The organism is Alginatibacterium sediminis (genome assembly GCF_003610775.1).
Taxonomy (GTDB): Bacteria; Pseudomonadota; Gammaproteobacteria; order Enterobacterales; family Celerinatantimonadaceae; genus Alginatibacterium; species Alginatibacterium sediminis.
This window is the reverse complement of the sequence record NZ_RAQO01000004.1, coordinates 583,192-605,382: the sequence shown is the minus strand read 5'-3', so window position 1 is coordinate 605,382 and position 22,191 is coordinate 583,192. Positions and strand designations below refer to the sequence as shown.

The following is a 22,191-nucleotide window of genomic DNA, read 5'->3' as shown; positions in this document are numbered from 1 at the left end:
TCAAAACCGTAAACTTCAACCTTAGGATCTACCATCTCCCACTATTGCGCGTAAATCAGCCAAAGCGCCATCTGGTTTATATGATCTTCAATTTAGTGACGCTGAGTACTGCTGAGTTAAACTAAAGTTTTCCAGATTTAGTTACAGGCACGCTTCGCATGCCTGTAAACATATGTCGCATTACTGAGGTTTTACACCTGGCACCGTCCATTCCATATTAAGGATCTCTTTTCCTGGAATGTACAAACGAGTTAATAGATAAAAGTTACCGCTAGGTGTAGGTAACCAGTTGTCGTGCAACTGTAAATCGGTAGGTGCATCAGGTGAAAGCTGAACGGTGAACGAGCCGTCCGAGTTACGTTTAAGATCTGATAAGCTACCAATTGCATAGCGATCAATCGGATTCTCAACTAACATTTTACTTTGTGCGTCATAGACAGTGACTGACCAAAAGGCACCAACTGGTGGCTCTTTTTCAAAGGTCATTGTGTAATTACTTTTGCCACTTAGAGCTTGGCCATTGGTATCGATGGCAGCCATAGGATAGATTGCTTCTTTTGGACCTTGTCCGCCTAGATAAGGATGTGCAATCAATGAGCGCATGGCGTTGTCGTCACCAAAAGCATCTAAGGCAAAGGTGTAAACCCAACCGTCTTTCATTTCTAGGTTTGTTGGATTTGCCTGCGCTGATACAATTTCTTTGCCATCTTCAATGGCTCGTACAAGTTCGTTTCTGATTGAATCAGACAGATTATTATCATTAAAACCATTTTTTGTAAGTCCAATCTTTTTGAATTGCCCAAGCATGGCATGTTGACGTTCATCAAGTGGGTTTTCGGCTATAAAAGCACCTAATTCTGCATAGAACCGCAAGGGGTCATTGTCAGAAAAATGGTGCTCTTTTAGTTCAACATTATCGAGTAACGGTTCGCCGGTGATGTATTCATTCAACGGTGTTAATTTATATTGATCTTGAATTGAGTGCGCCTGTGCATAGTCTTGCTCCCCGGTAACTTGAGTGCGCCCCCAAAGCCAAACTTTAGTTGTAGGTGCTTCAATGATATTGAGTTCTCGGGGAATATCTTGTTTCGCTTCCCATCCAGGTGGAACAATCAAGAATTGTTTTGCCATGTCTCCAGTTTCTCGGGTGCCGACATATTTAAATAGGTTATGCCACATATCAAACATGTTAATCACATAATAGCGGTCGGTCACCGCTGGCACTTCAAGAACAATAGGCTCAGCGCTAACATCTAGTATGGCGCTCGAATAAAGGGTGTCACGGTTTGCACTTGGCATATCGGTATCTGATGGCGTACTTAGGCGCCTAGCATGACCAAACTCATTTAAAGGGGCACGGTAGCTAGTATCGGATTGTGGCATGGACACATCGGTGTACAGTCGGCTTATCTGTTCCATTCGCACTAGCGTAGAACCCCAAAGATAAGCACTAATACCTAAGTTGTAAGCTTCGTTGTGTAAGGCTTGTTGCGCAGGGTTAACTTCTTGGGTATGGCTAGCATCCGCCATTACCGTCGAGGAAAAAAACGACGTTATTAAAACAAAGGAAAGGACAAATGATTGTATAGGACTTGTTGGCATAAAAACCTCCGTTGGTTGAAGCTAATATACGAAAATTCCTACTTAGAGTGCTTAATATGAGTTATTACGATTAGTAATAGTGTGCAAGTTCAACAGCGACTCTAGTTGTTCCAAAGTTTGCTCCAATTAACTAATCCTTTTGCCGCATTTGTTGGTCAAGCTGAGTAAACAACCACTGAGTAAATGGAGCATGCCGATTTGAAGCATGATAGAAAAGCGATACTCCACGCTGGAATGTATCGTTCTTAAGCTCTTTAGGAAGGGGCATTGTCTCAAACTGTTTGGGTAGGGTTGAATCGATACGATGTGACATTACTCCGATCGTATTTGTGCTCTTAATCAGCTCTAGCATAAGTGCCGAATCGCTTGTTCGTACACTTATTGATTTGTCGAGTTTGTGTTTCTTAATTAACATCTCAGCTTTTGAAGCCTCAATATAACCAGGGATAACACTCAAGCAAATAGGGTGACGCAAAACTGACTGAAGGTCATTTGTTGTTAAAGGATGACCGGCGCGTTTTACCAATATAAACCGGTCGCTCGGTAGAGGACGTTGCATTACATTTTTATTGGTTTCCATTGGCAGGTAGCCAACGGCCCAAATATTGCCACCAGCTTCCAAATGATTGATGGTATCGCTTCCCCACGATATACAGTTTACGGTCAGATCGGGTGCTCGTTGGTTTAGTTCAGCGAGCAGTGATGGTGCCACTGGAGCCATTAGTGTTGTTGGAAATACAAGCGTGATTTCACCACGCATCTGCGACACATCCCAACTACCGCTTGTTTCATATAGACCGTCCATCATCTCGAGAAGTTGCGGGATTCGGTCCATTAATTCATTGCACTTTGGCGTTGGCTCCAACATGTTTTTATTACGTACAAACAATTCGTCAGCAAATTGTACACGTAGCTTCTTTAGCATGCTGCTTACTGAAGGCTGGCTAATCTGTAGCTTTCTAGCGGCCGCAACAGTTTGTTTTGTTTGAAACAAAACCACCAATACGTGTAGCAGGTTATAATCTTTTTCCATCGACGATACACAATCACAAGCTTGTATAATTTGTATGGAGTTTAACTCAAAATAGTTGGTGGCACATGGGAGAGTAGCCATTTTTCATTGCATCAACCATTTTTAGTAGCCTTGGTAGTGCATAGTGAAAAAACTGCTTATAGCCGATACACAATGAATTTAGTGGCTCATTATGTTGCGTGCTTAGTGTTCTGTTTTTTGGACACCCGCCGTTGCATAGCGGCAAAAAATCACAACTAAGGCACTGCTGAGCAAGCTGATTTCTTTTGTTTTCACCAAACTCTCGTTGATCGGAACTATTGACCATTTCTTTTAATGAAGAGTACTCCTTGTCGCTGGGATCAGTGCACTGGCCTAATGAATGACTTTGATAAGCAAAATGGTCGCAACTGAACACTTCACCATTTGCCTCAGCGATTAGTTGCTGCCCACACGTTGGCGCGTGGTGACACATTTGGCTAGGGTAGTCCATCAGTATCGCAAGACAATTTTCAAAGAATTGAACATATGTTGTTCCGATATCTTCGATACACCACTCGTCAAAAACATCGCACAAGAATGTACCCCATTGACTGCCACTTAAGGACCAATCATGATCTGAAATTCTGTCTAGCTCATGGTCTATACAGGGTTGGAACTGAAGATAAGTACACCCTTGCTCTTTTTTAGACCTATAGATTTCCTTTCCTCTATGAAAAGAACGGTTATTTATAACAGTAAGCGTGTTGAACTCAACGTTGTATTTGTTGAGCAAGGCCAAACCCTTTATTGTCTTCTCATAGCTTGAGTCTCCACGTTTATCTATGCGGCCAATATTATGAACCAGCTCAGGTCCATCAATACTAATCCCAATCATAAAATTATTGTCGGCGAAAAAGGTTGCCCATGCTTCAGTAATTAACGTCCCATTTGTTTGCAGTGTGTTTTTTATCTTCTTGTTTGTTTTTAATTTTTTTTGTTCGGACACGACGCTTTCATAAAAACTAAGCCCGCGCATCATAGGTTCGCCGCCATGCCAAATAAAATCCACATAACTTGTGTGCTCGGGCTGTGCTTGTATGTGTTGAGCAATCATTTCAGAGAGCACATCAATAGTCATTTTATGTTGTCTATCGTTGTTGATGTAGTAACAGTAACTACATCTAAGATTACATTGACTGCCTACAGGTTTAATTATCAAACTAAATGGAAGTTGGGTTGACATGCTGGCCTCTATTAAACGCTTTGGTTTGGGGTCTCCTTCCGTGAAGTATGAATTTTACTGTAGCTATTTTTCGTTAGCGCTTGAAATTGAAGGCGTTGTAAACGGGAACGCCATCCCAATTTACAACGCTTGCGTCGTTTAGTTAATCGTATTGTTACCCATTCCTACGCCGGTTCCTTTTTGCACTGGTGGGTAGTCGATAAGTGATTGTTGGTATTTTCCTATCGCCTGATAGAACTCTGGTAATACCCATGATTTTTGTTTCATCCAGTGATACCAGCCAGGGGTTTCTGGTGAGCGCTCATAGGGATCGGCTTTAATATTAATTAAAACGCCAAACGGCCAGTTTTTTGCCGGTTCAGTCCACGTCGTTTTGGTTCGCAAATGTACTTTCCACTGGTTTACTCTTATCGCATTAAGATCGGTTTCGTTATAGAAAAAGAACTCGTGACGTAAACTATCGGCATTGTTAGCAAGCATATCCATTTGGTTATAGCCATCTAGATGCGCAACGCGCTCAGTGCCTTCAATGGTTTTGCCTTGCAATAAATCGTGTTTAATATCACTATCGCCGGCAGCTGCCATTAGCGTTGGTAACCAGTCTTCAGCAGACATCATTCCGTCTACATAGCTTCCTTGTGGAAATTTTTCTGGCCAACTAACAAGCATAGGGACTCTGAAACCGCCGTCCCATGTTGTTCCTTTCTGACCTCTAAATGAAGCTGCGCCACCGTCTGGCCAATGGTCCATGTTTACTCCATTGTCGGAGCTAAACAGAATGATGGTATTATCTAGCTCTCCTTGCTCTTCCAATTTATTGATCAAAACACCAATTTGATCATCTAACTCTTTTACAGCGTCATAGTAGGTTGATGTTTGACTAACACCTTCATAGGATTCTTGGACATGGGTGATGGTGTGCATTCTCGATGGGTTGTACCACATAAAGTAGGGCTGACTATCGTTATTAGCGTCGTGCTTATCCAGCCAATCAGTAGCGAAATCTAAAAATTCTTCATCAATTGTTTTCATACGCTCTTTGCCCAAAGCGCCTTTATCGGTTATTTTTTGCTTACCAACGATTCCAAATCTAGGGTCTCGAGTTTCGTCAAAGGTTTCCGTGGCTACCGTATGAAGAACATTACGCGGAACGCCACTGAAATTAGGATCTTTCGGAAATTCGGGTTGCTCTGGCATTTCCATAACGTTTAGGTGATACAAAAAACCGTAATACTCATCAAACCCATGTGCAGTTGGTAAATGGCTGTTATTGTCACCCAAATGAGATTTACCCACGTGTACTGTTGCATAACCTTTTAGTTTTAACAGTTCAGCCAAGGTTGGACTTTCTTTCTTAATACCCAGTTTTGAGCCCGGTTGCCCTACGCCAGTTAAACCTGTTCGAATAGGGTACTGGCCAGTAATAAAAGCGCCACGACCTGCAGTTGAACTACTTTGGGCATAGTAATCACTGATCATCACACCACGTTTAGCGATACTGTCTATATTTGGTGTTTCTATAGCACCTAATCCACGGTGATATACCGAAAGATCCATTGGTGCAACATCGTCGACCATGATTGCGACAATGTTTGGTGCCTTATCTGTTGCGAAAGCACTTCCTATCGTGGCCGTAGCCATGATCGATGTCGCGAGCAGACTCTTTACAAATTGCTTGGGTTTAGTCATCAAAATTCTCCATTTGGGAATGGAGATAGCGTAAAGAAAAACATCCTAAATGGGGGTGATAGCGACTATTATGATTTCAAATAGATAGAATCAATAAAGCCGAGTTTAAGGCTTAACATTTAACCTTGGGAATATCCTGCCATGAGGTGGTGTACTGAGGGGTTAAATAATCTCGGCGCATAGACCATTTTTGCTCGCAGCCTTGCGAGGCAACAAACATAAAATCACGTCCATAACGTGCGTTCACTCGATCTAACACCTGCATTAATGCAGGATTGGTTTGTTTTTGTTCAAATAGTTCAAATTGGCTACTCTCTTGAGGTTCTAAGTTTATTAGACCCACGCCTATTCGATAAAAACGTACGCCTGTGACAAACAATTCATGCACTATGTTGCTCATTGCTTTCGTCAAGGTTACGGTACAATTCGTCGCGTAAGCGAACTGAAGGGTACGACGAAAACTTTTTGGTCTATCATCGTGGGGAGAACTGGCAGTAAACAGCATCATGGTTCGGCAATTACTGCCTTGCTTGCGTGCTTTCGCTGCTGCAATTGCAATATGTTGGCTTAACGCCTGCTTTAAAGAGTTTAATTCCGTAATACGTTCACCGACACTGCGGGTTGAGAAAATTTGTTGTTTATCTGCGCGCGCTTCATCCCACGACATACACGGTGCACCATTGAGCTCACGTACTGTGCGCTCAACATTCACATTAAAAAAACGACGTGCTTTTTTAGCTGGCATTTGTGACAGAGCATAGGCGGTCGAGATCCCTAACTCTTTTAAACGTTTTGATAGCTGACGACCAATTCCCCAAACCTCGCTTACATCCATAGCTTTTAAAATCTCTGTGCGTTGCTGAACCGATTCAATCACACAGACGCCATGGTAATTGGCATGCTTTTTGGCCGCATGGTTCGCAACTTTTGCGAGTGTTAAGGTGTTACCAATACCAACACATACCGCTAAACGTGTTTCTTTCCAGGCGGCCCTGCGAATACTCATTGCTTGCGCATGCAAATCCGGTATTGCAGCACAATGCTTAAACGACAAAAACGACTCGTCAATTGAATACACATGTTGCTCTGGTGCAAATCGCCCAATTACATCCATAAGCTTGTTTGAAAGCGAGCTATACAACTCATAATTTGAGCTTTTAACCACAACCTTATGTTTTTCACACAGCGCTTTGACTTCAAAAAACGGCTTAAATTTTGGAATGCCTAACACTTTAGCTTGCCGATTTGCGGCGACAATGCAGCCGTCATTATTTGATAGCACAACTACCGGCTTACCCCGTATGCTTGGGTCAAACACTTGCTCACAAGCGCAATACATACTATTAACGTCAACCAATGCAAACACTAGGATTTACTCGTAAACAACGGGCTAGGGCGGTGACAACGAACCGAACGCGAGACAACACCTTCGATAGTGAACTCGTCATGTTCTGAAATCGAAACCGCACGATGGTGAGGGCAGGCTGACAACAATTGTCGCCCGGTAAAATCAATAATCTTGCAGGTGAACTCACCATTCAAGTTAGCCACGATAACATCGGTATTACGAGCTGTTTCATGCCTATCAATAACAAGAATATCCCCGTCGAATATTCCAACCCCAGTCATCGAGGTACCTACAGCTAGAGCTATCCAACTGGAACTAGGGTGCTCTATCAGTAGTTCATCTAGACTGAGCTCTAAGTCAGTATATTCAGCAGCGGGTGACTCAAAGCCAACAATGCCAGCATGGGCGAGAAGAGGAATAATTTTCATAAACTACCACTGTATAAATAACCAGTTCATTCTAAGCTTAGAATCTCGTTTCGAAAAGTCTTTTATTTTGCACCGCACTTTAATCCATTAAGACATTCGGGGGACTTTGCTTGTCGTAAATCTGGTAAGAAATCGTGTTGATAAGCAACTATTACTCCCAGATGGGTGTTCAATTTTAAGTTCATAGACCAACTATATCCAAATTAGAGGCTTTAACCACAAAGACGTGTGAATAGATTAATCGTCGCTAAACTTTTAAGTCTATGATCTCACGGTAGCAAGTTAGTTGCGTTTATAAAATACGAAACAACCATTAGAAAATCTAATCCAAATGTTGACAAGCAAGCGACAAGCGATTATATTAGCACCATGAATTGTTAGTTCAGTTCATTGATGCCTCGATTCGCCTCTAGTAGGGAGTCAACGGTCATCATAACGAAGTGCATGCACTGGTGAGCCAGAACGCTGCTTTCATGTTTAACCAATGAACCATATGTCTAGTGGGTTAACTAAAACTCAGGAGTATGTGTTCTGTCTCTTCGCTTATGCGTTGAGAACTATTGCTTTTTTAAAGGATAGTATTATGCGTAATATAGATATTTCTCCCTTATACCGTCATGCCATTGGTTTTGATCGCCTGTTCAATCTTGTAGAGAACAGCCAGAAAAAGCCGTCTCAAAATGCATACCCCCCATATAACATCGAACAGATAGATGAGCACAACTACCGTATAACCATGGCAGTAGCTGGCTTCTCTGAAGATTCGATATCACTAACTCAAAATGAAAACATGCTTGTTGTTTCTGGTGACATAGCCTGCTCAGAGACTAAGCCTAATTACGTTTATCAAGGTATTGCCGAGCGCAACTTTGAACGTAAATTTCAACTTGCTGACTACGTAAACGTGTCATCCGCGAGTATGGAAAACGGCTTGCTACACATCGAACTCGTACGCCTAGTACCCGAAGCGATGAAAGCACGTAAGATTTTGATCAACAAATAGTCCCTCGCTTACTCACTTAAGCATTGGCACCAAAGCTAAGGTTCAGCAGCATCACATTCAAGGTGATTAAGCTTAAAACTTGGCTTACGTATTTGATTGATAAACGAGCAATTTAACGGCGAAGACCTTAAATCTGTTCTTGTGAATATACATTTATATAAATTGATTTTGCATTAGCCAAAATAATGCGAAGCGAAAGGGTAATTATTATGAGTAGAATCATTGGTATCGACTTAGGTACAACAAATTCATGTGTAGCTGTTTTAGATGGCGACACCCCACGTATATTAGAAAATGCAGAAGGCGAGCGCACGACTGCTTCGGTTGTTGCATATACCGATGGCGAAACCCTGGTCGGACAACCGGCAAAACGCCAAGCGATTACAAATCCGACCAACACACTATTTGCCATCAAACGTCTTATTGGTCGGCGCTTTGAAGACAAAGAAATCCAGCGTGATCTTGAAATCATGCCATATAAAATCCTTGAGGCCGATAATGGCGATGCATGGGTTGAAGCAAAAGGCCAGAAAATGGCAGCGCCGCAAGTTTCAGCTGAGATTCTAAAGAAAATGAAGAAAACCGCAGAAGATTATCTTGGCGAAAAAGTTACTGCCGCGGTAATTACGGTACCAGCGTATTTCAATGATGCGCAGCGCCAAGCCACGAAGGACGCAGGTAAAATCGCTGGACTTGAAGTAAAGCGCATTATTAATGAGCCTACCGCAGCTGCACTAGCTTACGGTCTTGATAAAAAAGATGGTGAACGCACTATTGCAGTCTATGACCTCGGCGGCGGTACTTTTGATATTTCGGTTATCGAGATAGACAATGTTGACGGTGAGCAAACCTTTGAAGTACTCGCTACAAATGGGGATACCCACCTTGGTGGAGAAGATTTCGATAACCGTTTGATTAATTTTTTAGTAGACGAATTCAAAAAAGAACAAGGCTTTGACTTAAAGTCCGATCCATTAGCAATGCAACGGGTTAAAGAAGCTGCCGAAAAAGCAAAGATTGAATTGTCTTCAGCCCAGCAAACAGACGTAAACTTGCCGTATGTGACAGCTGATGCAAGCGGGCCTAAGCACATGAACGTTAAAGTAACACGTGCAAAACTCGAATCCTTGGTCGAAGATCTTGTGACTAGAACGCTTGAGCCTTTAAAGGTAGCGCTTGCGGATGCTGAGCTAAGTGTAGGCGATATCTCGGATATTATACTCGTGGGTGGTCAAACCCGTATGCCGATGGTACAAGCTAAAGTTGCTGAGTTTTTTGGCAAAGAAGCGCGTCGAGACGTAAATCCTGATGAAGCCGTTGCTTTGGGAGCAGCTGTTCAGGCTGGTGTACTTGCTGGCGATGTTAAAGATGTTCTGTTATTGGATGTCACTCCCTTATCTTTTGGTATTGATACTATGGGAGGTGTGATGACCAAACTGATTGAAAAGAACACCACGATCCCAACTAAAGCGAGTCAAACGTTTTCGACAGCTGAGGACAACCAAAGTGCGGTGACTATCCATGTGCTTCAGGGTGAACGCAAGCAGTCGATACATAACAACTCTTTGGGTCAGTTCAACCTAGAAGGGATCCAAGCAGCTCCAAGGGGCATGGCTCAAATTGATGTTAGTTTTGATTTAGACGCTGATGGTATTCTTAAAGTTTCGGCTAAAGATAAGTCGAGTGGGAAAGAGCAGAATATCACCATCCAAGCGTCCGGAGGCCTAAGCGACGATCAGGTTAAAGCCATGGTACAAGAAGCGGAGGCCAACAAAGAAGCTGACAAACAGTTCGAAGCACTAGCAACAGCGCGTAACCAAGCTGACCATTCGATCCATGCGTCGAAAACGCAAATTGAAGGCTTAGGTGAAACGCTTAGCGCCGATGAGCAGCAACAAGTGACGCTACTCATTCAAGAACTAGAAGTGCTTAAAGCGGCTGATGACATAGATGCTATTGAAGCGAAGACACAAGCGCTTGTGCAACTGACGCAACAACTAGTACAAGCTTCGCAACAGCAAGCACAACAATCGGCACAACCCGATGAACAAGACGCGTCAGAAGAAGACGTTGTTGAAGCTGAATTTGAAGAAGTGAAATAAATCCTTGTTTTATTGATAGATACTATCGAGGATAGACGCGCTAGTTCATAATCAAATCAGCATTGATACTAGGACGTAAAAGGCAACTTCTACGTCCTTTTCAGTTTTTCTTAGGTATTTGGTAAGGGGCAACGATGTCCAAACAAGATTATTACACCATTCTTGGAGTTTCTAAAACAGCTTCAAGCAAAGAAATAAAAAAAGCCTATAAAAAATTGGCGATGAAACATCACCCGGATAAGAATCCAGGTAATACAGTAGCAGAAGAAAGCTTTAAGCAAGTTAAAACAGCTTACGAGATTTTAAGTGACACTGAAAAACGTCGGCAATATGACCAATTTGGGCACGCCGCTTTTGATGGTTCGGGCTCTCAATCTCGTTCGAGGCAATCACAGCATGGCCACGCTGGTTTTGAAGACATGTTTGGAGGTGCATTTCGACAGCAACGCCAACATGGTGGAGCTCATGATTTTGGTGGTTTTGAAGATCTGTTTTCTCAAGGTCGTGGTGGTCGCTCAAGAGCGCAAAAAGGGCAAGATCACGAGTTTACGCTACATGTAGCATTTGTAGACGCCGTTCAAGGGACAGAGAAAATAGTTGAACTACCAGTAAATGGCGAACAAAAGAAAATTAACGTCAAGATACCAGCAGGTATCAAAGATGGTGAGAAAATTCGTTTTTCTGGAAAAGGCAGCGCAGGAGTAAACGGCGGTGTGAATGGGGATTTGTTGTTAACTATTGCGGTTCGACCGCATCCGTTTCTAAAGCGCGATGGCAATGATCTTAGTATTACAACTCATATTGATATGTTTACCGCAGCGCTCGGTGGTGACGCGGAAGTAAACGTGTTGGACAGTCGATTCAAGCTAAAAATTCCTGCGGGTACACAAAATGGCCGCAAATTTAAAATGAGCGGTAAGGGCGTTACTAGTCGTAAAGGTGTCACCGGTGATTTATTGGTAACGATTCATGTAGATACGCCGCAAGATTTAAACGACCATCAGAAGAAACTTCTTGAGGAATTTAAAGCTTCGTTTTAGAGAATGGTCAGTTGGATTAAAGCTAACGACTAGCAAACAATAGTATTCTTTGCTTTTAACACGTACTTAATCTAACTTCGAAAAGCTCAAATCACCAAGACCAGAAATCCGTGATTTGAGCTTGCAATAAAACCATGATTATCGAAAACAACCTCAGTAAATCATGCGGGGGTCAAATCGCTATTAGTTTTGTATTTCTACGAGTAACTAAACCTATAACAGCGAGCGCAAAAATAACTAAGGTTGATGGTTCAGGAACCTGCGTTGTGACCGACCAAGCTTGCGGATTTAGACCAAAATCAACATCAAAAACATCTATGTCTCCAACGTTAGAACATAATATACAATTTTCACCATCATTATAGAGGGTAGCAACATCAGATAAGCCGTTGATACTCGTTAGATAATCATTACCTTCAATAAAGAATTCGTTAACCGAGCTTAACTCACCTAAATTGTTAAACTCGAACAAGTTTGGACCAAGTAAAGTCAAATCGGTAGCAGGGGCGGCTACACTCCAAGTAGCAAACTCACCACTAGCAGAGAAACGAATGCTGTAATCAATGAAATTTGTTGCATCTACGACCAAATTGGCCAAATCATTGCTAAGAGCGTTGAATCGAACAACTAAACTGGCTGACTCGCCAACGGACACATCAGCGAAATCAGTGTCCTCAACAGTTGTATCCCATTGAATTGTTATGATGCCAGCCTGTGCGGTACCAAACCAAGATACACTAACTAACAATACTAAAATCCTTTTTATTTGTAGCAATCGCATTCTTTGTTCCTTGTATTTAGATTTAGGTTAGGCGCATAACACGTACGAATCTATATAAAAGTTCGTATAAAACTTACGACTGAATACTAGCAAGCAAATTATAAGCCAGATTATGAAATAACTATTATTCAGTGTGTTAGAAAGTGTATATATTGAATAAATAATTTATTGTAAAGGATATTGACATAATAACAGTGCTATTTAACAAGGCCAAGGTGTAGTCGTTTTTAGGGTATTACTATTAAATGTGAGGATAGTAACCAAGCTTTACTAAATGGTTAAAACAATAACTCTTGTACTTTGCGAAATAGCGACGTCGGTTTACATCAAGGCACTATTTAACAAAGCTGCACTTACGACGAGTTTAAAAAACTATTGCTGTGATTATGAAAGTAACGCGAATAAAGTGCATTGTAATAAATCAGATAAACAACAAAGTCTGCACTATGTTAGGCTTAACAAGGCGACTACTTCACTTAATATTCTGTAACAACAAACAATCAGAGAACCGCCTAGTTTAAGTTCGTGAAGTTCTTTTATTATCTAATTATCGGCGTCTTATTATTTTTAAACAACGATAAACTATCTCTAACGTTGATAATTACACTATCTATTGTTGTTAATAAAACGGAAGCGCGCACTCTAAAACCCATTGCTAAGATCGAAAGCAAAAATACTGCCATAGAACTTGGTTCCGGCACTGATACTGGGCTCTCATCGGGAGTTTTAGACAAGTATACTTGCGAACCTGAGGTAAATTGAAGATCAAAAGGAACCTTGATCCCTGTACTTGCAGTGTTTAGAGCGTTTATTTCTCCGGCAGAAGTACTGATATTGTGCATTCCATAGTTAAGAGAAAGGTAAACATCCTCACTGTATTCTCGTTCATGTTGTAAAATCACGTCAAACTCTTTGTATATATTCGTATTATCATAAACCGTTCTTGTGTCACTTACCTGACTATGAAAATAACCCGCACCTCCATAGATAGCTTTATATAAAGCATTGAAAGTTAACCATGAGTCTGAAGGGCTTGTTGGTGACAAAAATTCTGCGTGCAGATTAAAAAACGGATTTACTATAATTTCTAGGCCAGCAAGTTCTACTGGTATTTTGAAGTGTAGGGTTTCCTCTAGCCACGCTTCAGCAATCGCATAATTATTTACCGAAAAAACTCTGCCACTACCAGCAGCTATATCTCTGTCTGGTGAAGATTTAGTATATGTTTTTAAAACGCCAGTTTCGAGGTCAGCAAATGAGGTTGCAGTATTATTCGAGACTATCCTAGCTTGCGCATTCCAAGCCGAAGCTTCAATTGTGGCGCTATCCGTTGAGGTTAGTTTAAACTTTTCATGGTCAAAAGAATTTCCAGCATGACAGATATAATTTTGAGCGGTCGGTGCAAACCCCACGCTACATGATTGCCCAGCTGAGCTATGTGGATTACCGCTACCTTGTACATGTGCATTTACCGTCGCGCTGGTAAATGCACCGTAATCAATTGCAATGGGAGTCGCCCATGTAGCGTTTATTTGTATAGCGCTTAAAGACGCCAAAGCCAAAATATGTCCGAATAGTTTCATCATCTGCATTATCTCTACCAAATTTGTAGAACAGGCATTACAACATTGGTGCCACTATGAAGTTGCAGCTAATATTCAATGAGTTATACGGTTCTCATCAGCCATTGAATCTAAATTGTATTCTCCATAGACTGACCCATTTGGGGGTGTTTTAGTGTGACAAGTTAGTGCTCGCTTGATTGGTTCTTGTTTTACGGCATTTTGCTTGTCTAAATAGTGTAAATATAATCAACAGAACCTGACGATTTGGGCTGAAAACCTGAAAGTTTATAAAGACATCAATAGGGCACAAAGAGAAGGGGTTGCAGATAAGTACGTAGGCTGTCTATGTAGGTTATTGACAAAACACTTGTTCAAATCTACTGCAATGAATTGTTATTATCTTTATCAAAGCTCCTTGATTGTAGAACTTAGTACGCCGAAATAGGGTGCGATTTAATTCACTGATTCTCGTTTGGTTAAGATAGTTCCATTAAGCGAATGAATAATTCTGATTGAGAGCTTACTTGGGTTTTTCTAAACACCGATTTTAGATGGCTGCGTAAGGTGTTATAACTCACGCCATCTCGTTGTGATATAGCTTTTAGTTTCATCTTGGAATACAAGTTTTGAACCAGACTTAGCTCACTAGCTGTTAGCTTAAAGTTGAGTTTCACTAACTGCCAATTTGGAACATTCCCGCAAGATAATGTAACTAAGCAGCAAGCGAGTTTAATCTCAGAACGTGTTGATGTTTGGCTTAGTGCATTTACGGATATGGTTAGATGCTCAGATGTCGTATCAATTGTTTCCGAAAAACCGAAATTAATGCCTTGCCCACATTTTGATGCAACCTTAGCGCACTTACTTTTAAACCATGTACTTAAGCTTTGCTTAGTGATCTGCAAGGTATTGTCATGCATTTCAAGCCAAGGGCTTCTTTCAATTAGCTGCCGTGCGACAGGATTACAAAGATGAACAGCGGCGTCTTTATCACAGACTAACAAGGCTTCGCTATTTTGCTCAATGACGCGCTGACTGATGGACAAGTATTCGCGGTAGAGTTGAAGACTCATGAACATTTTTAGTGCTTGTTGAAAATGAGGAACTAACATTTCAATTAGCAAAATATCATCTTCTGAATACGGTAAGTCTAGCTCACCGCGATTAACGCTTACATATGCGTCAGCGATGGTATTACGAAGAAGTACAGCACCTAAGATTTGATGCGCATTAAGAGGGGACAATACTTCATTTTGATAGGTTTGGTGAGCTACAGTTTGAATAACGAGTTGTTTATCAAAGCAAATACAATCACCCTCAGAAAAGACCAAACTTTGTTGATAGTACGGGTCTTGAGCTGTGGTAGCGCTGTAACGTGCGAGTACGTCAGGTTCGTAATCAAAGTTGGTGTGGAACTCCATTATTAGTGGTTGATGTTGAGAGGGGATGCTAAGCACAAGCATCGCTTTATTCGAGCCACTTAAGTGCATAAGAAAAGATAAAGCCTCCGCCCAGTCGTTATTCCAAGCACTCGTATAGATCAATCCGATTAATCGCGAGAGCTCCTTTGGAGACACAAATTTATTTTTTTCAATCTTGTCTAACATAAGACTTAACGATAGTTCATTGCTTGAATGCAGCCACTTAGTTCTCATGATATAAAACGCTGATTGTTAAAGTATCTTTACAGTAAGCACCAAGCCACGCTACTAGTCATCCATTGTAGTGGCCATATCATTCCGTGTTAGCACCTAAGGCGGTATTTGAAAGTTCATCGCTAAAGAATAGCTGAGATAAAGATCTTCCTTTGCGCCATAACTAAATGAAGCTTAACGCCGTCACAAGTTGACTATTCATTATCCTTGCCATATGCAATTTAATCAGAGGGATAGCAACGTTTGTTACCAGTCAAGCTTTAGCCCATTAATCGAAGTTCTTAATTAGCTAGCTTAGGAAAGGGTGCCGCGTAAAGCATAGATAGTCAGCCCTATACATCGCATTTAGTTTTTAGAAAATCACACCGATTTGCAAGGACCATTGGTAACTGGCAATGTATCTGGATGTACACAAATTAAGCAGATGCTAAAGAGAAGGGAATACTATGACGACTGAACCGGAAAAAAACCTGTCCACATCCCTTTAATAAACGACAACAAAAGCCCCGAATACATAGTGGTCGCAACCTTTGGATTTAAAGTAAGATATGAAGGAGAACCATTATCAAAGAACCAGTTAAATAGAATTGCGTCGTCTTTACAAGGTAGGGAATTTGCCTTGCTAACCAGGAAATCTAAACGAGTAATCAGGCAAAGCATTGAGGTGAGAAATGTAGAAGTACAAAACGGAAGCATAGTTGTCATTGCTAGCATTGTCATACCGCTATTAGTCTCAGCAACGGCAGGCTTGTTCGTTGCTCTCTTAACTCAAAAAGATAACTCCCGAGTAAAAAAAACAACTACAAAAGCCGAGTATGACCTATTAATGATAAAGCTCTCGGATATAACAGAGATATACTGTAGCAAGGCTGCAGGTAGTATAAGGCATAGAGTAAGCGTTGATTCGCCTGATCGCGGGAGTAGTCCATTGGTAGACTTTTATTTTAGCCCAACAGATTATGAAGAAGCCAAAAGACTTGTTGATAAGGCAATCGATACCTACAACATGAAAAGATAATTGAACACCAATTTTACAGCATTTACTGCAACAGTTATCGCCATACAATTGTACATGAGCTGGTTCATTGTTAGCTCAACTACGCGGGGCAGATTGTTGACTTTAACGGTACCGTCGACTATTTCATAGTATCCAAAGGTGTGTTGACGACGAACCAGGCCGTCAGACGTTTCCCCACTAACAAGTTTTCACTTCAAAACTTTGAAGTCTTTGTTACTGACTAAAGTAAGGTTTCATTTTCGACTAACATTTCCCTAGTTTGTACAACGCCTCTAACCCTGCATTAGATATTTGTTTTGTGTGCTGACAAGCAGGCACTGCTCGACCACTACGCTATACCTTTTAAATGAACATAAATGTGAGTACTTTGAATCACCTAACAGTTTCGTAAGCATCCGTTCATTATAGTTTGATCAACACCGCCATTATTCAATTCAATAATCGGTTATTTTGATGACCGAGTTTTTATATCTCTCCATGGAGAACTCTATGCCTAACAAGTACGATCGACATATTAGTAACCTAACTAAAGATACATATGCATTAGTTTTAGCAGGCGGACGAGGGAGCCGCTTGTTTGAGCTAACAGATGTTCGCGCAAAACCTGCTGTCTATTTTGGTGGAAAGTTCCGTATTATCGACTTTCCTCTTTCCAATTGTATCAATTCAGGCATTAACCGAGTTGGTATCGCTACACAATATAAATCACATTCATTAATCCGCCATATCAGCCGCGGCTGGGGAAGCTTTAAAGCTAAAGAATTTGTTGAAATATTACCGGCTTCGCAACAAACAGGTGATGATTGGTATATGGGTACTGCTGATGCGGTATACCAAAATATGGAGATAATTCGTTCACATAATCCTAAGTACATTCTAATCTTATCTGGTGACCATGTTTATCGTATGGATTATGGCTCATTAATCGCTGAGCACGTTGCAAACAAAGCCGATATGACTGTTTGCTGCCTAGAGGTAGACACTGAAGAAGCAGCTGGTAGTTTTGGGGTAATGACTGTTGATCCTGAAAACAAAGTCGTAGCTTTTGATGAGAAACCTGACCAACCTAATGAAATGCCAGGTAAGCCGGGTCAATGTTTAGCCTCAATGGGAAATTACCTCTTTGATGCCGACTTTTTATTTAATCAGTTGCTAAAAGATGTTGTCACAGAAGGGTCTTCTCGTGACTTTGGCCATGACATCATTCCTTCAATCATCAAAGAGCACAATGTCTTTGCCTATTCTTTCAAAGACCCAGATAGTGACAACCAACCTTACTGGCGCGATGTTGGTACTTTAGATTCATTTTGGGAAGCTAATATGGAGCTGGTTACTCCTGATCCCCAGCTTGATTTATATGATACATCTTGGCCAATCTGGACTTATCAAGAACAACTTCCACCTGCGAAGTTCATTTTTGACAACGACGAACGTCGTGGTATGGCTGTAGACTCAACGGTATCTGGAGGCTGTATAATCTCTGGTTCAACCATTCGTAGGTCACTTTTATATTCCAGTGTTCATGCCCACTCTTACAGTGTTATTGAAGAGTCTGTATTACTGCATGGAAGCCACGTTGGAGAGCGAGCAAAATTAAAGCGGGTTATCCTTGACAGTAAATGTAATGTACCCGAAGGCCTAGTCATTGGTTATGATAGGGAACAGGATATAGCCAATGGTTTCCGTGTTACAGATAAAGGGATAACCTTGGTTACTAAAGACATGCTTGACTCTTATGTTCAAAAAAACAGTTGAGCTAAGTTTTCTGGCTAAAGTAACATTATTGCTACTAGCCCGTTAACCTGACTTTTGATTGTAAAAGGGTTCTGCTAAGTTAAGTTCTAGCTTGGCAGAACTGACCAAGAGCATTTATAAACTCTGGTAACCCCCTTAAACTCCAGCACCTTCAAATGTTCTCAATGAACTGCCCCGAATCTCGCACGCAAAAGCGAGCCTGGGTATTGTTTTTCTTTAGAACGGAGCGATCCTTGTTTTCACACATATTTATCAGCGTAAGTGATTTTGAGAAGTCTTATCAGTTTTATAGTTCTATGATGAAAGGCCTCGGACTAGAGGAGCGGTTTTGTGATCGAAATCGACCATGGGCTGGTTGGCACAGTGCTGGTGAATCCCGCCCATACTTTTTTATTTGCCATCCTTACGATGGAAAGCCTCATATCCCAGGAAACGGTCAAGTGCTGGCATTTATGGCTTCTGATAGAACAACAGTGAGAGCTATCTATGATTTGGCAATTGAGAAAGGGGGGCATTGTGAAGGTCCACCAGGATTGCGTCCTGAATATCATGACGACTTTTACGGTGCGTATTTTCGGGATTATGACGGCAATAAACTTTGCATCGTATGCCATGAACCGGAGATCTTTTCTTAAGTAACGCAGGTCTCACAAAACATTAAGTCGATCGTTGAACTTTCTAGGATGCTCCGCTCGGTCCTGACTGCGCACCCCTTATGTTGGTGTTAAATCTTAGCTGCATCTTGTGGGCTAAACCGAAGTATTTCTGCATAAGCCACTAACGTAACTCGCTCAGCCATTCAAACACCAGATTCAGAACCTGGTTGCTTCGCGCGAAATAGGCCCATAGAGAATCTAAACCTTTAAAACACATTCACCCAAATTTTAAGTTAAGGAAATACTAAGGTATTCGGTTTGGAAGCACTCAAGCATCGAACTAAACATTGCATTATTTAGTTTTTGGAAATACACATAGACGAAATCTAGAACTCAGATAATCTAAAAATTAGCTATAGCGCCGTATACAACCAATCCAGCTTTTGTATGTCAAAATGCATATAAGTATAAACTAAACAAACGCTTAGTAGGTATACGTTTATTGAGATGTATTTTTGACACAGTGTTAAAGTAAATTAGTACTGATACTACCTTAACGAAAAATCAGAGGGTTATCGAAACTTTGTTGAGATCACTTTCCTAGGAAAGTAAGTTAACAATGATATTCATCTGTTTATTGTAAGCTAGTAATAATATTCGCAATAAATCTTCATTTTATCGCCGACAAAAAATAGTAAATCATATTTGTAACGACAACCTTATATAAATTCGCGGTGGCTAGAAGAAAATAACAAGACATCCATATAATGGCACTCACGGGATGATGGTCTAGGCTTAAGTGACTATTTAGTCAATAATGGTTCTGGGATGCCAAGGCCCGTAAGGGGCAAGTCAGTTTATCCCACACCTCTAATTACAAATGTATTTCACGCTGCGTGCGTCGGGCTTTCTTGTGTGGCGAAGACGTTGTAAGTGGGTGCAGATTTGAGCTGGACTTCCCAGACTTTGCTAGACACTTTTAACAGTTACAATGTAACTGTTAAACATGACGTATTTATGAACAAAGCTTCTGTGACTTCTCTATCTATCAACGAGTAAGGTCAATCATTCTTAACTCACTTTTGCCCCAAAGCTTGTTAGGCCCTCTTAAGAACAACATAGACACACACAGCTTTTTCCATACCAAAACTAATGGTTTTATTAAGTGCTTCTGCATTGCTTTCTAGAGGAATACTTATTAACTTATCATGGGTGTCTTGTTATCCGTTTCTCTGGTTTTGTAGACTTTTCGCTTAATCCTGTCTTTTTTCAGTAATGAGAAAAAGCTTTCAGCAACTGCATTATCATGACAGTTTCCTCTTCGACTTATACTCACTTCCAGGTTTTGCTCTATAAGAAAGCTGGCCAAGCAGAACAGTTTATTGCACGCCTTGATCGGAATGGATAAGCACCTTTTCTGTTGGAGTGCGTCTCCATACCGCCATCAGTAGTGCATCAATAACTAGGTTAGCTCTAGCTTTACTTTTCATAGTCCAACCGACAACTTGTCGAGAGAATAGATCGATAACAACCGTGAGATATAGCCAACCTTCATGAGTCCGAATATAGTTAAAATCGGTCACCCAAACTTTTTTGGGCTCAACGACGTCAAATCCTCTATTTAACGTATTTGGCGCTGTATGACTAACATCGCCTCCGCCAAAACTTGGATTACGCTTATAGCCACGTACAGCCTTTATATCAGCTGTTCTCATGATCCGATATACACGATTTTTGCCAACAGCCTCACCATCATCTTTAAGGTCTAAAGTGATATTTTGGTAGCCATAGACACAACCGCTTTCCAGCCAATACTGTTTAATCTTACCTAATAGTCGCTTATCTTCAGTAGCTCTGCGACTCAGATGCTCCTTAAGCCAGGCATAGGAACCGCTGCGGTGAACGCCAAGTATTTCGCATAAGATTTTTACTGGATGGTGCTTGAACCTAGACTTTATGAACGTGTACTTTTCTTTGACTCGATTGCAAAGTACACGGCGGCCTCCTTTAGGATATTTCGTTCTTCGGTTACGCGACGCAGTTCAGCCTTGAGTTTACGTATTTCGTCTTGTTGATTATCAATGGTAATGTGTTGCTTTTCTGGCTTATCAAACTTATTAATCCAGTTGTGCAAACTTTCGGAAGTGACGCCTAATCTATCAGCAACATCTGCGATTTTATAACCACGCTCAGTGACTTGTTTAACAGCTTATATTTTGAACTCGTCGGGATATCGTTTTCCGCGCATGTAACACCTCATATTTTTTGGTTAATTATAATTCTATGAAGTTTCTACTGTTCTAGGGGCTTACCACCCATTTGGGTAAGACCAAATAACTTACAATAGCAATATAGGATTTACAATAACTGCATGTCACTATGAAGTTATCTTTCTATATTCTAGATAAACGCCTTACTTATCAATTGATTGTTAATTTCTTATTTCATTCGGTCTATATTTTGCTTAATTACTTATTCCATTTCATTAATGTGACGTTATCTATGAGAATTAAATATAAAACTATATTTTTATCGTTTGTTATTTTAAGCGGGAATGCAATAAGCGGGGAAAAGGAAGTCATCGCGTGTATCGAAAAAGAAAGGGATATTCTTTCGAATAAACATACTCGAGACGAAACTGTTACATTTGGACTACATGCCGCAAAGGGAAAACCTCCACAATGTAATACCTCGACCGCTTACGAATCTAAAGCTGGAGAAGGGCCAAGAGAGAATGAAATAGATAGTGGGCTTCCTACATGCAAAGTTGTCAGCGCTCGAATATGGAATAGAGCAAAAATAACTGGATGTTCGTTCTCAAACGGTAAACCCGTGTTATCGGCTTCAGTTGATGGCAAAGGATGTACCGACGAAAACTCCGCATCTTTTTCCTTAACACAAACATACGAATATAAACCAAGTACATCAGAGTTGTTAACGATAATGAACAGATGTCAGGACGAGTTCAAATAGCCTGTAACTCTTGTTACATATACAAAGGCTAGTAAGTCCTATGCTACACCGACTAACCTTCGGCATAAACTGATAGTCGGTTTAGCCTGGACTTCCCAGACTTTGCTAGACACTTTCAACTGCATAAATTTTGTAGTTTCTTCAATAATCGAGAACTAACGAACTTAAGTTTAGCGCGGTAGGTTAGGTTTCGCTTTGTGGAGCTTCCCGAAGTTTCTAAGTATATATATGACCGTCCTTGCCCGATTAGACTCTTTCACCTGTAAATACCTAAAAAGTGTAGTAAAAACCAACCGAGGAGTTGATTATTTTTTTATGTTATCTGAGAATAAGTAGATGGCGATTGACGGATAAAATCTAGTATTTCTATTTGTTCTATCACAAGGGTACCAGATTTAA

At 41.0% G+C, this 22,191-nt stretch carries 14 protein-coding genes and 2 pseudogenes; 6 read left to right on the top strand and 10 right to left on the bottom strand.

What is annotated here, in order from left to right:
- Nucleotides 1-180: 180 nt before the first annotated feature.
- From DBZ36_RS05805 to DBZ36_RS05780, 6 genes are all read right to left on the bottom strand, one after another.
- The gene (locus tag DBZ36_RS05805; RefSeq protein ID WP_120353969.1) at nt 181-1,602 is read right to left on the bottom strand and encodes a DUF1254 domain-containing protein; all 1,422 of its coding nucleotides are present in this window, start codon (nt 1,600-1,602) and stop codon (nt 181-183) included.
- A gap of 130 nt (nt 1,603-1,732) precedes the next feature.
- Nucleotides 1,733-2,716, bottom strand: a complete 984-nt coding sequence (locus DBZ36_RS05800; protein WP_120353968.1) for a LysR family transcriptional regulator — start codon at nt 2,714-2,716, stop codon at nt 1,733-1,735.
- Nucleotides 2,682-3,839, bottom strand: coding sequence for an anaerobic sulfatase maturase (locus DBZ36_RS05795; protein WP_120353967.1), 1,158 nt, complete (start codon nt 3,837-3,839; stop codon nt 2,682-2,684). Before DBZ36_RS05795 ends, DBZ36_RS05800 begins: the two co-directional genes overlap by 35 nt.
- 138 nt (nt 3,840-3,977) lie before the next feature.
- The gene (locus DBZ36_RS05790) at nt 3,978-5,528 is read right to left on the bottom strand and encodes a sulfatase-like hydrolase/transferase (protein WP_199711777.1); all 1,551 of its coding nucleotides are present in this window, start codon (nt 5,526-5,528) and stop codon (nt 3,978-3,980) included.
- Nucleotides 5,529-5,640: 112 nt separating this feature from the next.
- Nucleotides 5,641-6,894: a Y-family DNA polymerase gene (locus DBZ36_RS05785; RefSeq protein ID WP_120353966.1), complete on the bottom strand. Its 1,254-nt coding sequence runs from the start codon at nt 6,892-6,894 to the stop codon at nt 5,641-5,643.
- A complete protein-coding gene (locus DBZ36_RS05780) occupies nt 6,894-7,304 on the bottom strand; it encodes a LexA family protein (RefSeq protein ID WP_120353965.1) in 411 nt (136 codons plus the stop codon). The genes DBZ36_RS05785 and DBZ36_RS05780 overlap by 1 nt, the downstream gene beginning before the upstream one ends.
- Before the next feature lie 583 nt (nt 7,305-7,887).
- Between DBZ36_RS05780 and DBZ36_RS05775 the strand changes: the two genes are divergently transcribed.
- The 3 genes from DBZ36_RS05775 (at nt 7,888) to DBZ36_RS05765 (ending at nt 11,449) form a co-directional block, all read left to right on the top strand.
- A complete protein-coding gene (locus DBZ36_RS05775; RefSeq protein WP_120353964.1) occupies nt 7,888-8,307 on the top strand; it encodes an Hsp20 family protein in 420 nt (139 codons plus the stop codon).
- A gap of 209 nt (nt 8,308-8,516) precedes the next feature.
- The gene (dnaK, locus tag DBZ36_RS05770; protein ID WP_120353963.1) at nt 8,517-10,409 is read left to right on the top strand and encodes a molecular chaperone DnaK; all 1,893 of its coding nucleotides are present in this window, start codon (nt 8,517-8,519) and stop codon (nt 10,407-10,409) included.
- Nucleotides 10,410-10,543: 134 nt separating this feature from the next.
- Nucleotides 10,544-11,449 carry a DnaJ C-terminal domain-containing protein gene (locus DBZ36_RS05765; protein ID WP_120353962.1) on the top strand — a complete coding sequence of 302 codons (906 nt, stop codon included), beginning with the start codon at nt 10,544-10,546 and terminating at the stop codon, nt 11,447-11,449.
- Between the two features lie 172 nt (nt 11,450-11,621).
- Here DBZ36_RS05765 and DBZ36_RS05760 read toward each other — a convergent pair whose 3' ends face one another.
- The 3 genes from DBZ36_RS05760 to DBZ36_RS05750 form a co-directional block, all read right to left on the bottom strand.
- Nucleotides 11,622-12,230 (bottom strand): PEP-CTERM sorting domain-containing protein, encoded by a 609-nt coding sequence (locus DBZ36_RS05760; RefSeq protein ID WP_120353961.1) that lies wholly within the window; start codon nt 12,228-12,230, stop codon nt 11,622-11,624.
- Nucleotides 12,231-12,769: 539 nt separating this feature from the next.
- On the bottom strand, nt 12,770-13,822 hold the full coding sequence (locus tag DBZ36_RS05755; RefSeq protein ID WP_120353960.1) for a PEP-CTERM sorting domain-containing protein: 1,053 nt from the start codon (nt 13,820-13,822) through the stop codon (nt 12,770-12,772).
- 449 nt (nt 13,823-14,271) lie between these two features.
- Complete coding sequence (locus DBZ36_RS05750) at nt 14,272-15,450, bottom strand: helix-turn-helix transcriptional regulator (protein WP_120353959.1); 1,179 nt, start codon at nt 15,448-15,450, stop codon at nt 14,272-14,274.
- 1,507 nt (nt 15,451-16,957) lie between these two features.
- On the opposite strand from DBZ36_RS05750, the gene glgC reads away from it, so the two are divergent.
- The 3 genes and pseudogenes from glgC to DBZ36_RS20680 form a co-directional block, all read left to right on the top strand.
- Entirely contained in the window at nt 16,958-18,223 is a 1,266-nt protein-coding gene (glgC, locus tag DBZ36_RS05740; protein WP_120353957.1) for a glucose-1-phosphate adenylyltransferase, read from the top strand.
- 233 nt (nt 18,224-18,456) lie between these two features.
- Nucleotides 18,457-18,858: a VOC family protein gene (locus DBZ36_RS05735; RefSeq protein WP_120353956.1), complete on the top strand. Its 402-nt coding sequence runs from the start codon at nt 18,457-18,459 to the stop codon at nt 18,856-18,858.
- Nucleotides 18,859-19,649: 791 nt separating this feature from the next.
- Nucleotides 19,650-19,769: pseudogene (locus tag DBZ36_RS20680) on the top strand (transposase); the annotation flags it as partial.
- 278 nt (nt 19,770-20,047) lie between these two features.
- Here DBZ36_RS20680 and DBZ36_RS05730 read toward each other — a convergent pair.
- Nucleotides 20,048-21,067 (bottom strand): annotated as a pseudogene (locus DBZ36_RS05730) (IS3 family transposase); the annotation flags it as partial.
- Nucleotides 21,068-22,191: the final 1,124 nt, after the last annotated feature.

Excerpts from the sequence above, each read along its gene's own strand:
- DBZ36_RS05805 (WP_120353969.1), bottom strand. The coding sequence starts at position 1,602 with ATGCCAACAAGTCCTATACAATCATTTGTCCTTTCCTTTGTTTTAATA.
- DBZ36_RS05800 (WP_120353968.1), bottom strand. The coding sequence starts at position 2,716 with ATGGCTACTCTCCCATGTGCCACCAACTATTTTGAGTTAAACTCCATA.
- DBZ36_RS05795 (WP_120353967.1), bottom strand. The coding sequence starts at position 3,839 with ATGTCAACCCAACTTCCATTTAGTTTGATAATTAAACCTGTAGGCAGT.
- DBZ36_RS05790 (WP_199711777.1), bottom strand. The coding sequence starts at position 5,528 with ATGACTAAACCCAAGCAATTTGTAAAGAGTCTGCTCGCGACATCGATC.
- DBZ36_RS05780 (WP_120353965.1), bottom strand. The coding sequence starts at position 7,304 with ATGAAAATTATTCCTCTTCTCGCCCATGCTGGCATTGTTGGCTTTGAG.
- DBZ36_RS05775 (WP_120353964.1), top strand. The coding sequence starts at position 7,888 with ATGCGTAATATAGATATTTCTCCCTTATACCGTCATGCCATTGGTTTT.
- dnaK (WP_120353963.1), top strand. The coding sequence starts at position 8,517 with ATGAGTAGAATCATTGGTATCGACTTAGGTACAACAAATTCATGTGTA.
- DBZ36_RS05765 (WP_120353962.1), top strand. The coding sequence starts at position 10,544 with ATGTCCAAACAAGATTATTACACCATTCTTGGAGTTTCTAAAACAGCT.
- DBZ36_RS05760 (WP_120353961.1), bottom strand. The coding sequence starts at position 12,230 with ATGCGATTGCTACAAATAAAAAGGATTTTAGTATTGTTAGTTAGTGTA.
- DBZ36_RS05755 (WP_120353960.1), bottom strand. The coding sequence starts at position 13,822 with ATGCAGATGATGAAACTATTCGGACATATTTTGGCTTTGGCGTCTTTA.
- DBZ36_RS05750 (WP_120353959.1), bottom strand. The coding sequence starts at position 15,450 with ATGAGAACTAAGTGGCTGCATTCAAGCAATGAACTATCGTTAAGTCTT.
- glgC (WP_120353957.1), top strand. The coding sequence starts at position 16,958 with ATGCCTAACAAGTACGATCGACATATTAGTAACCTAACTAAAGATACA.